The following is an 11,240-nucleotide window of genomic DNA, read 5'->3' as shown; positions in this document are numbered from 1 at the left end:
CATGAACAAACGTATGATGATGCCCGCCATTTCAATGGCGGCACTTGCAGCCGCACGCCCTGTGGGTGTGATCGGTAGCCCAATGGCAGATGCCGATACTGAAACGATGTTGAAAAAAGTGTCGCAGCAGCTCGATCAGCTGAACGGTGAAGTCAAACAGACTGCCGAGAAGGCACTGAAGGAAGCGACAAGCGCGGGCGAAGTGAGCCAGCAAACCAAAGCTGCTGCTGACAAACTACTCACGCAGCAAAGCGATCTGTCGAAGGCCGTTAAAAACCTGACCGATACCTTGGAAGGAACAGACAAGAAGTTGCTGGATCTGTCCCAACAGGTCGCCGAAGGTGGCTCAGGTCGTTCAGGCGGCGGAGCTGTCCAGTCATTAGGTCTGATGGTTGCATCAGATGAGCGCATCGGTCAATTCGTGGAAGCCGGGGCTAACGGCACACTTTCAATGCGGGTGAACAATGCTGTGACCACTGCAGCTGGTTCTGGTGGTGGGTTGATCTACAACGAAGAGGAGCGCGATCCAGTACGGATGCCGCGCCGTCGACTGTTGATACGCCAATTGCTAACGCAGGGGAATGTTTCCTCTGATTTGGTCAAATACCGTAAGCAGGTCGTGCGGACCAGTCAGGCGGCAATGGTGGCGGAAGGTGCTGCAAGTGGGGCATCAGAATACGGGTGGGACAAAGCGACCGCCGAGGTTAAAAAGATCGCACACCACACCAACATCAGCGAAGAGACGATGCAGGACGCTGATCTTCTTCAAACCGAGATCGATGGCGAAATGCGCTATGGCCTGGACTTGGAAGAAGAGAAGCAAATCCTTGCGGGTGATGGCCTTGGTGAAAACCTAAGCGGCTTGTTGACTGACGCGCCAAGCTTTGCTGCGGCTGCTGGCTTGCCGAACGCAGTTCGCATCGATCGGCTGCGCCTGGCAATCCTACAGATCACACTTGAAGATTACATTGCCTCATCATTTGTGCTGTCGCCATTGGATTGGGCTGCAATCGAGCTGGAAAAAGTGGGCGCTGCTGATGGTCGCTATATCTACGGCGATCCGGCAACGGGAACTACGCCGATGCTGTGGGGGAAAGACGTTGTGGAGAGCAACACCATGACCTCTGGCGAATGGCTGGCAGGTGACTTGATGATGGCCGCGACCTTCTATGATCGCCGCGAAACGGAAGTGTTGATCTCGTCTGAGCATGACACCAACTTTGTCGAGGACATGTTGACGATGAAAGCGCGTAAGCGTGTCGCGCTGGCTGTGAAGCGTGCGTTGGCGATGGTGACGGGCGATTTCACCTTCGCCTGATCATCCTGATCACTGAACAATTGAGCGCCGCGCGGTTTGACTGCGTGGCGCTTTCTTATGGAACTGGAGAACAACATGCATTTCATGCCAAATACGACACGTCACACGTCCATCGGAACATTCCGAAAGGGTACTATTTACAAGGTGGATTCCAAAGACCAGCGGGTGAAGAAATCCGTCGTCCCGCATCTTATTACCAAGGATAACCCAAAGGGCGTCTTTGTTGAAATGACTGACAAGCAAGTCAAAGAGCACAACAAGGATGTCACATCGGTAGCGCCTGCTGGAAAGACCGCTATTAAAACGTTGAAGCAAGCAACGAATGCGATGCTTGAAGCGCAAAGAGACGCAGCCAAATTGACCACCGAACGCGCAGCTGCGTTGGAGCAGCTGGAAACGGCGAACGATCAGCTGGGTGCCGCTACGACAGAGATTGAGGACCTGAAGGCCGCGCTAGTGGCTGCACAATCAGGCGCGACCCAGGGCTGATGGTTACGCTCGTAGATATGCGTGGGCACCTGAGGCTCAGTGGTGATGAGGGTGAGGAACATGATGCTGGGCTTGAGGGCTATATCGCCAGCGCGCGTGATTATATAGCACGTCACACACGCCGGGATTTGGATGTCGATTATCCAGCTGGCTTGCCGCCTGCATTGCTTCAGGCGCAGTTGTTCTTATCCGCGCATTTCTATTTGAATCGAGAGGCCGTCGCGAGTGGCGATATCGATGTTGTGCCGTTTGGCATACAAGATTTGCTGGCGGATTTTCGGGTGTTTACATGAAGATGGGCGCGGGGGCTTTACGGCACCAGGTTAAGTTTCGGCGCAGGGGATCTCAAGTAGATGATCTCGGAAATCCGGTCGGTCAATTCGAGGATCTGTTTACGGTCTGGGGAAATGTGCGAGAAACCACAGGCAAAGAGCGTGTTGCAGCCGGATCAGTAGAAAACTTGCGCACGGCGACGATCAGAATTCGTAAATCTCCCCAAACGAGTGGGATCACAGAAGCGGATCAAGCCGTCACGCGAAATGAAGAATGGAACATTCTCGGCATCGCCAACGTTGGACATGATGATGCTATGCTGGACATGTTGGTGCAGGCGGGTGGCGCGCAATGAAGAAAACTGGCTTTAGCGCAACCAAGCGCATGTTGGCAAAGATTACTCCGGAAATTGAGGCGAAGTTTGCGACGGCGAACAGAGAAAATGCCGAACTGATCGTGGATGTTGCAAAGGTTTTGATCCCCGAAATCTCGGGCAGTAGTCGGGGCCAAATCAAGAATGTTGCGGTGGAAGAGGGCGCGCAGTTAGTGGATTTTGGACCAAAGGCGAAGGTTATTGAGGGCGGGCAAGCACCTCGACCGTTTAAGAACCCAGCCATGAAGGCCACCCACAAGAAACGGCGTGCGCGCAACAAAAAGGCAATCCGAGATGCCATTAAGGCGGTGAGTTGATGGCGCGCGGATATGCGTTGGCCTTGCAAGCGGCATTAATCGCAGCTCTAAAGGCGGATGGCGGTATTTCTGCGCTCGTTGGGGTGCGGATCTATGATGAGCCGCCACAAAATGCTTTGCGTCCATATATCTCTATTGGCGGAATTGAACTACGGCCTCTTCGCAGTGATTGTGGGCGCGCAGCGACGGTCACATTCGGAATTGAGGCGCACAGTCGGCCCGATACGTCAGGTCGCGGCGAAGCCACAGAGTGCGCCGAGGCTATTGTGTCAGCATTGGATCAAGCGCCGCTAGAAGTTGTCGGGTTTACGGTGATCCAGATGCATTGGCTGACGCAGAGCGTCGAGCGGGATGTGGATGGAAAAAGTTACACAGCCATTGCCACATTCTCAACTATTTTGGACGGTTAGAAATTGCAGGGGAAAACCCTGCATGCCCATATCCGCACCTTGGGCAAGTGCCGGAACGAACGCCTTGAAGCGTCGATTTCCCTTAAAAGGAGTGCCTACCCATGACAAAACAAAACGGTCGTAAATTACTGATAAAGATTGGTAACGGTGAGGAAACGGAAGAGTTTACTGTACTCTGCGGCCTCACCTCGAAAACGATCACCGTCAATAACAGCAACTTCGATGTTACCACGGATGATTGCACCAATCCTGGAGGGCAGCTCTGGCAGGAAGTCATGACGGGAATGCGGTCAATTTCCGTATCAGGAGACGGCATCTTCGAGGGTGGCACATCCCTTACGCGCTTTAAAGCAATTGCGTTTGGTGCGGGTGAAGCCGACTCAACAGACGCGAAAGGAAACTTTCAAATCATTGTACCTGATTTTGGTACATTTGAAGGGACGTTCCACGTCGATAACGTCGAGTTTGGCGGGACTCAGGAGGGAGCAGCGACATATAGTATCTCGTTGGCATCTGATGGGTACATTGCCTTTGCAGACGCCTCCTGATGCCAATCACAGCCGAAGCCCCAGCAGGCGGCATTATTGAACAGATGGGCGGTGAGAGCCGCCCCCTGATCTTGCGTAATGGCGAGATTGAGCGTTTTGAAAAGCAGCATGGCTTGGGTATTTTCGCCATGATCGACCAGTTGTTGGGTAAAGGTGACCCGCAAGCGCGTCATTGCCGTGACCTGATAGCCTTGGGTCTGGTTGGTGGTGGCCTAAACGACAAATCGGCTGACAAGCTTGTTGACGATATGCCCCCAAGCGAAAACCACCGCATACGCGCGATGGCTCAGGATTTGGTTCTTTCAGCGTTTGTGCCGGCTGACTTAGATAAAAAAAAGCAGACGATTTAGCTGGATCGTCCGAAGCGAGCGCCCCGAAACCTACGAAGCGCAAAGCAAAATCAAAAGCGCAATCGGCGCAGGACTAAGCATCTCCGAATGGCGGGCCATGACGCCCAGTGATTGGTCTCTCTTTGTTGAGGGATGGAACCAAGCCCATGCGGGCGAAGTGACTGCCCCGCCTACGTGGGATGAATTCCAGGAGCTAAAGGCAAAACATGGCTGAACCAACAGAACGCATTGCCATCCTTCTTGAATTGCAACAACAGCAGTTTGAGAAGAAGGCCAAATCGGCGGGCGCGGCGATTGATCGACTTGAGCGTAAGTTCAATCCTCTTGCTGCCGCCGAAGCGAAGCTGACCAAAGAGCAACTTCGCTTCAATGCGGCTCTTGAGGCCGGAACCATTGACGCGGCACAGCACGCAAAAGGCATGGATCTTGTTCAGCGTGAATACGATCAAACAATTGCGAAATCAAAGACCCTCACAAGCAACGTAGTCGCGATGAATAGCGCGGTAGCGGCTCAGACAGGATTCATGACCCGCAATAGGCATGTGTTCCAACAAGCGGGCTATCAGGTCGGTGACTTCGCGGTGCAGGTTCAGGGCGGTCAATCCGCGCTTGTAGCTTTCTCTCAGCAAGGCTCGCAGATGTTGGGGGTCTTTGGCCCTTGGGGCGCGGTCATGGGTGCAGCTCTAGCCGTTGGCTCATCATTGGCAGGCGTCCTCCTTAATCTTGGGGATGCTACTGAAGAAACTAAGAAGAAGGCAAAAACCTTCACCGATAGAGTGGAGGAGGCTGACGCGGCTCTCGCGGCAATGTCTGGCACGGCTGGCGACTTGACGGACCTTGAGGGGTTGCGCAAAAAATACGGCGAGCTGACCGACGAAGTTCAGCAAATGGCGCTCGCGTTGTTTGAGATAGACAAGCGCGCGGCGGTTGAGAAAGTCATTGGAATTATCACTGAAGTAACCGGGGAGATTGCCAAAGCAGCGGAGGCCACAGCGGGAACGGTAGCGGCGGCTCTGGCAGCATCTGGCACAGATGCTGCGCGTGCTGAGGCTGCGGCATACCGTCAGGAGATTGAAAGCATTCAGGCGGCTATCGAAGCGCGGCAAGGTGCGGGCCAGTTTGTCAGTCCCGAAGAAATAGCCATCCTTGTAGAGATGCGTGAAGAACTGGCGGCAATTGAAGGCGACTTCGCTAACATCGGAGCGCTTGTCGATGATATCAATATTTCGCCGGATCTGCTTTCCCAAATCTCTGAGGCGCAATCAGGGCTTGAAGCAGCGCGGGATGTTGGCGACTTCTCGGCAATGGCAGATCAACTTGGCACAATCCGCGACCTGCTGATTGAGGTGGGCGACAAGGTAAACCAAGACGTTATTGACGGTGTGACCAAAGCAGAGGAACTGACGCGTGAGTTTGCGGCGCGGCTAGAGGAAGGCAAAGACGCTGCCGAAGGTATAGCGTCCGTTGACTTGGCTGGGGGGATATCCCCTGCAGTGGACGAGGCCCGAAAGTTGGCCGAAAACTTTGGTATAGCCCTCAGCTTGGCGCGACAGCTCACTGCAAATGCAGCGGCTGCGAGTGGAGCGGGTCGTGGTCGCGGCGGTGACCCTAGTGATTTTGGTGGTAGCGCCGGAGACATTCAGAAAAACAATCTTGCGGCTCAACTCGCTTATCAGCCCGGTGGCACTGCTGGTGTCCCTTTGCCAAAGGTAAAGGGGGCAAAAGGCGGCATCGGTCGCAAAAAGAAGAGCCGCGCTTTAGCGCCTCTATTTAGCATTGCTGAGGGTGAGCTGGAAAAACTGCAGCGTCAAATCGACATGATCGGCAAGAGCAAGGGCGAAATTGCAGCACTGACCACAAAGCACAAGTTACTCGATGAAGCCAAAAAGCGCGGCATGTCGATCACTGAAGAACTAACGGAAAAGATTGATGCCGAAGCGGCGGAAGTCGGAGACCTTGCAGCGAAATACGACCAAGCACGCGACAAAATCGCAGCGATGGAGCAAATCCAAGGCCAGTTCAAGGATAGCGTGATTGACGCTGCCATGGGCGGCGCTGATGCCTTTGACAACTTCAAGGATGCAATCAAGCGGGCGGCGTTTGAGTATGCGCTGTTTGGCACTGGCTTATTTGCCGGCGGCTCAAAAACGTCCGGTAGTGGATTGCTGGGAGGTCTGCTTGGCGGCGGCACTAGCGGCCTGTTAGGCGGCTTGCTGAATATTGGCTCAAACGCCAACGGCACGTCTAATTGGCGTGGGGGGCTGACTACCGTTAATGAACGCGGTGGAGAGCTTATGAACCTTCCCGATGGAACGCAGATTATTCCACACGATCTATCAAAGCGGATGGTTGATGGAAGCGGCGGCGGTGCATCCAGCCTGAACGTCACTGTAACAATGGACCCAAGCACAGGAGCGCTTGGCGCATTTGTGACCGATCGGACGGGACAGGTTGTTGCGCGGGCCATCCCGAATATTGTTGATCAATCAGTGCAGGCCACAGGAAAGCGCATGTCTCAAACCTCAGCATTTGGAAGGGCACCATAATGCCCGAGGTATTTGCATGGCCTCCCGTCTTTATGACGGGACATGAGCGCACGCAGGATCGTCCTGTTCAGCGCAGTGAGGGGCTTTCTGGCGCTGTAAGCCTGTCACAATCGGAACCTACACGGCGGTTGGTGAGCGCGGATATTGCTGGGATCGGGAAAACCAGAGACGGGGCTGCCTATGTTGAGGCGCTGAAAATGCTATTGGACGGCAAGCCCCCATTTGTACGGATGACGCTTTTGCCGCGGTTCTGGTTTCAAGCGTTGGAGGGGCAGGGGTTTAGGCGTGGTGCGGTGGATACAAACTTTTTGGCGGCTGGCGCTGATGTTGACCTGACTGCAAATGGCGTTGGTCTGAACTTGACTACCGGATCTCGGATTGACGGCGTAGCGGGCCATGATGGGTGGCCCTATCTTGATTGCACGGGTTTCGCCCCGAATAAGGTGGCAGTCCTTCCAACTGAGCGCGTCACTGTTGGTGATGTGACCGCAACTGTTTTGCGAACTGCGCACGCGGACAGCGGTGGCAATGCCCGTGTTTATCTTATGACGGCTCTTGCGGATGGTGAGGTCCAGATCGGGATTGAAGAGACTGCGGTGTTTGAGATCTTGAATTTCCCGCGCGCGAAGCAACCACTTTCCGGCAATTACAGTTACGGATTTGAGCTGAGAGAAGCTTTCGCCAGCGAATACGCAGACGGATTCACGGAGGTAAACCCATGGGTTTCGACTTAGAGCGTGATATCGATCCGCTGCTATTGGCGGAATATCAAAAGCCAATCTTTTACCCTATCGCCATGGTCTATTTGGACGTGCCGGATGGTGAGTTGTTTCTACACTCAGGCGTTGGCGAGTTGTCTCTTGATGGCCAAACTTGGCTGGGCCTTGGTAAAATCGGTAGCATCACTATTCCGATTGAAGCAGGCGGCGCCGTGCCAGAGGAAGCGGTTTTAGGCGTTGCTGGGCCTGCTGACGAACTTTTGGCGCTTGCTGATGATCAAAACACTAGAGGGCGGCAAGTAGACATCTATTCTGGCTGCACCACTACACCAGGCGGGGCCATTCTTATCGGCGCACCGTTGCGTGTCTTTACAGGTTCGATGGGCAAGTCTGATTTCAATTTGGGCGAAGGCCGAAAGCTCTCAACGTTTTCCGTCAAGGTGAAGTCTGGCCAGCCTGCAAGGTCGGGTGCCCAAATCGTTCATTCTGATGAAGAGCATCAAGCAAAGCATCCGGGCGACACGATGTTTAGACGTGTCAGCAACGCGGCAAAGTGGGCAAAAAGCCCCCCTCAGTGGCCCGCTGCGTGATTGTGCGCTCTGTGTCGCCTGATGCGGCGCTTGCGGCTTGTATGGCGGAAATGTTCGGCCCGCATGATGTGGCTGGGCGTGATTGCTGCAGGACGGCAGGGTGGGCGTTTGAGCGGTTGTTCGGTGTAAATCCGGTGACAAATGCCAATTACAAAACGAACTGGGGTGCATTGCGCTATCTGGCGCGCTTTGGCGGGGCCGAGGCGTGTCACGATGCGCTTGCTTTAGCAGCGGGCCTTGTGCCCTGCGCGCCGTGTTCTGGGGTGATCGGGTCTATCGCCGTTCCTGTTGAGGCAAGCCCGTTTGGCTGGGTCTTAGGTATCAATATTCAAGGCAATGAGTGGGCAACTAAAGGGCCAAACGGTCTTTGTGTTCTGCCACATAATTGCGCGCGCGCGTGGGGTGTTTCATGGGAATAGGTGCATTGTTATCCCTGTCAGGTTTGGGGGGGATTGGTGCGGGCGTTGCATCGGCTTACAGCGCCATAGGGGCGGCGGCACTTCGTTTTGCGGGTAGCGTCTTGCTGTCGCGCGTGGCGGCATCTTTCGCAAGCACGCCCAAGCAACAGGACTTAAAGAGAGACCTGACATTTCCAACTTCGCGACCTTCATATCGCTATCCATATGGGCGCTTTCTCGTTTCAGGAACACCACTGCCATATCCTGTTGTAGGAGAGTACGCCTATGCGTGTTGGCTGATATCAAGTCGTCCGAGCGATGGCGGCTTCACCCTCTATATTGATAACAGGGAAGTTGAACTGACAGGTGACCCGTATGATTTCACGTTAACAGGCGGGGCCACCGCTACAGAATACCCGTTTAAGGATCACGCGACGTTTTGGATTGGTTTGGGTGATCAGACGCAGCCACCGCAGGTTTTCCTTGATGAAGCGGGTTATATCGATGACAGCGACGAACTGAAATGGAAGGCGTCTGATATCGGGACCGGATGCACGTTTGTCTGGGCGAAGTTAAAAGCCGGGGATAATGGAAAGCGATCTGAGCGCTGGCCATCTGCTGTTCCGTCACTTGAACCGGAGGGGCGGTTTTCACTGGTTTATGATCCGCGTGAGGCGGCACATGATGCCGATGATCCCGACACTTGGGAGTGGTCTGAAAACGCAGGTCTATGCGCCTTGGACCTCTGGCGGCAAAACCCCTTTCGGCCTTACGAGCTGCGCAATCTTGCAATGCCAATGTGGGACGTTTGCGCTGATGTTTCAGCCGAAGCTGTGAGCCTGAACTCTGGCGGGACAGAGCCGCGTTATGCCACGTCTGGCGTTGTGGTTTTTGACGGGTCTGAGTTGGAGCAGTTGGTCCAGCCATTATTGGCTTGCATGGGTGCGCGGCTGACCAGATCGGGCGGGCAGCTTGGTGCGGTTCCGGCAGCACCACGCACAACGGCGGTGACCATCACCGATAGCCTAGAGGGTTTCGCGTATTCCGCGCTCTTGGAAGATGCCAGCCTTGTGACTGATCTACGGGTTAACTATTCGCCCTTTGCGCGCGGTGGTGAGCCGGCAGAGTTGACGCCTTGGGCTATTCCGGGTGCGCTGGATGCTGATGGTGGCCAGCCCAGCGTTAAGACGCTTGATTTATCGATGGTTTCATCTGCGACCCAAGCGCAGCGGTTGCGCAACATCTTTGGCAAGATATCCAGATTGCAGCGGGCGGTATCCTTTGTTGCGCCACCGTCTGCAATCAAAGCGGTGTCAGGGTCTGTGGTTGATCTGGGTGTTATCCCGCCATATGGGACTTACGCAAATGGCCTTTACGAGGTGCAAGATATTGGCGCCGCGGTCCATATGGTCAGTGACGATGGTGTGGCGATGCGCTGCCCAGTTGCGCTGCAAGAATATTCAGACGCTGTTTTTGATTGGAACCCTGCAACCGACGAAGAGGAAGTTGTCCACGTTGATTATGATAGTCAGCGTGATGGGGTTGCCAAGCCGGGGGCGTTATCGGTCACAAGTGGCGATGGCATAGACCAGAACACGGGCGGCGCTTTTGTGCCTCGTTTCTTGTTCCAATTTGATCCCTCCACAAGTTCCTCTGTTGAACAGTATGAATGGCAGTGGCGATTAACCGATGGGGACTATGAGACAGGCGGCTATGTTTCTGCTGAAACGCTGAATGATGCTGACAAGGTGTTTTTCTATCTGAATATTGCAGCAATCGCAGGCGGTCACGATGTGCGCGTTCGCTCGATTTCCTCGTCTGGCCGTAGTGATTGGACTGAGCTAACGGGCGCTTTCTATTCCTTCGACATCGTTGGCACTACTGCTGTCTCTGAGCCGGGGCGGGTCCTGTTCGCAGGGACAGGCCCTAGCAGTATGGCGTTTAGCGGCTTGCAAGCCTTTCGCGCGGATGTCGGGGCGGGCTTTGATGCAGCAGAGCGTTTGGGGCAGGTTGTTGATGCCGTGCCGGGGGAAGCGTTCGACATCATCGTTGGCGATGCCGATGCCGTGAATTTGCTGGCGAATGGTGACTTTGCCGATACCTCAGCTTGGACGCTCGATGCGGGCGGTTGGTCCATTGCAGGTGGTACAGCAAGCCACACGGCAGGCGTGTTGAGCTGGTTGGAGCAGACAGTTTCAGATGTTGCCGAGGGTACGTCTATTCGCTTCACGTTTGACGTGATCGGAAGGACTGCAGGTGGTGTCGGAATGCGGGCCACTGGCGATACAAATATGCAGCGCCAAACAACCTCAAACGGCACATTTAGCGACTTTGTGACCACACCTGCAAATACCGTCAAAATCAGCTTTTATGCTGGCTCTACGTTCGACGGCGATATTGACAACGCTTTTGCAGTCGTCAGCACGCCGAATACAGTTCCACTGGGAGAGGCTGATTTTTGGCTTGTTCCGGTTACGGTTTCGGGGGCCGAAGGCACACCCGTTGGACCGTTCACACTGCAAATTCCATAATAGAAAGAGGTGAGCTGATGGCCGCACCAACAGTCACGTTTCCTGTTTCAGGGGGCGATGTAACGCTTGAAGCAATGCAAGATGAAATCGATGTAGCGCTTGGGGTTCTTTACGAAGGTTCCGCTGCATCTGATCATGACCATGCAATTGGCGACGTCACAGGTCTGGAGACCGCGCTAGGCGGCAAGGCTGCATCTGATCACGACCACGCGATTGGCGACGTCACAGGTCTGGAGACAGCGCTAGGTGGCAAGGCTGCATCTGATCACGACCACGCGATTGGCGACGTCACAGGTCTGGAGACAGCGCTAGGTGGCAAGGCTGCATCTGATCACGACCACGCGATTGGCGACGTCACAGGTCTGGAGACAGCGCTAG

The 11,240-nt window shown here is 54.6% G+C and carries 13 protein-coding genes and 1 pseudogene; all 14 read left to right on the top strand.

All coding sequences use genetic code 11. The features are described 5' to 3' along the window. Position 1 precedes the first annotated feature (1 nt). Positions 2-1,318 (top strand): phage major capsid protein, encoded by a 1,317-nt coding sequence (locus V7775_RS15240; RefSeq protein WP_335752767.1) that lies wholly within the window; start codon positions 2-4, stop codon positions 1,316-1,318. Positions 1,319-1,375: 57 nt separating this feature from the next. Then, entirely contained in the window at positions 1,376-1,807 is a 432-nt protein-coding gene (locus tag V7775_RS15235; protein WP_335752766.1) for a hypothetical protein, read from the top strand. Beyond that, positions 1,807-2,100 (top strand): head-tail connector protein, encoded by a 294-nt coding sequence (locus V7775_RS15230; protein WP_335752765.1) that lies wholly within the window; start codon positions 1,807-1,809, stop codon positions 2,098-2,100. The genes V7775_RS15235 and V7775_RS15230 overlap by 1 nt, the downstream gene beginning before the upstream one ends. Next, positions 2,097-2,435 (top strand): phage head closure protein, encoded by a 339-nt coding sequence (locus tag V7775_RS15225; RefSeq protein ID WP_335752764.1) that lies wholly within the window; start codon positions 2,097-2,099, stop codon positions 2,433-2,435. Before V7775_RS15230 ends, V7775_RS15225 begins: the two co-directional genes overlap by 4 nt. Continuing rightward, positions 2,432-2,770 (top strand): hypothetical protein, encoded by a 339-nt coding sequence (locus V7775_RS15220; protein ID WP_335752763.1) that lies wholly within the window; start codon positions 2,432-2,434, stop codon positions 2,768-2,770. Before V7775_RS15225 ends, V7775_RS15220 begins: the two co-directional genes overlap by 4 nt. Further along, positions 2,770-3,180 carry a DUF3168 domain-containing protein gene (locus V7775_RS15215; protein ID WP_335752762.1) on the top strand — a complete coding sequence of 137 codons (411 nt, stop codon included), beginning with the start codon at positions 2,770-2,772 and terminating at the stop codon, positions 3,178-3,180. Before V7775_RS15220 ends, V7775_RS15215 begins: the two co-directional genes overlap by 1 nt. A gap of 101 nt (positions 3,181-3,281) precedes the next feature. Further along, complete coding sequence (locus V7775_RS15210; RefSeq protein ID WP_335752761.1) at positions 3,282-3,728, top strand: phage major tail protein, TP901-1 family; 447 nt, start codon at positions 3,282-3,284, stop codon at positions 3,726-3,728. Further along, on the top strand, positions 3,728-4,078 hold the full coding sequence (locus tag V7775_RS15205) for a GTA-gp10 family protein (protein ID WP_335752760.1): 351 nt from the start codon (positions 3,728-3,730) through the stop codon (positions 4,076-4,078). The genes V7775_RS15210 and V7775_RS15205 overlap by 1 nt, the downstream gene beginning before the upstream one ends. A gap of 206 nt (positions 4,079-4,284) precedes the next feature. Next, a complete protein-coding gene (locus tag V7775_RS15200) occupies positions 4,285-6,624 on the top strand; it encodes a hypothetical protein (RefSeq protein ID WP_335752759.1) in 2,340 nt (779 codons plus the stop codon). Continuing rightward, positions 6,624-7,358 (top strand): hypothetical protein, encoded by a 735-nt coding sequence (locus V7775_RS15195; protein ID WP_335752758.1) that lies wholly within the window; start codon positions 6,624-6,626, stop codon positions 7,356-7,358. The genes V7775_RS15200 and V7775_RS15195 overlap by 1 nt, the downstream gene beginning before the upstream one ends. Then, positions 7,343-7,933 (top strand): hypothetical protein, encoded by a 591-nt coding sequence (locus V7775_RS15190; RefSeq protein ID WP_335752757.1) that lies wholly within the window; start codon positions 7,343-7,345, stop codon positions 7,931-7,933. Before V7775_RS15195 ends, V7775_RS15190 begins: the two co-directional genes overlap by 16 nt. Next, positions 7,930-8,352: a DUF6950 family protein gene (locus V7775_RS15185; RefSeq protein WP_335752756.1), complete on the top strand. Its 423-nt coding sequence runs from the start codon at positions 7,930-7,932 to the stop codon at positions 8,350-8,352. Before V7775_RS15190 ends, V7775_RS15185 begins: the two co-directional genes overlap by 4 nt. After that, complete coding sequence (locus V7775_RS15180; RefSeq protein ID WP_335752755.1) at positions 8,343-10,862, top strand: hypothetical protein; 2,520 nt, start codon at positions 8,343-8,345, stop codon at positions 10,860-10,862. The genes V7775_RS15185 and V7775_RS15180 overlap by 10 nt, the downstream gene beginning before the upstream one ends. Before the next feature lie 17 nt (positions 10,863-10,879). Then, positions 10,880-11,240, top strand: a pseudogene (locus tag V7775_RS15175) (hypothetical protein); the annotation flags it as partial.

Source organism: Sulfitobacter sp., assembly GCF_036960155.1.
Classification (GTDB): domain Bacteria; phylum Pseudomonadota; class Alphaproteobacteria; order Rhodobacterales; family Rhodobacteraceae; genus Sulfitobacter.
Note: the sequence above shows the minus strand (reverse complement) of the source record. Positions and strands in the feature narration are given on the sequence as shown.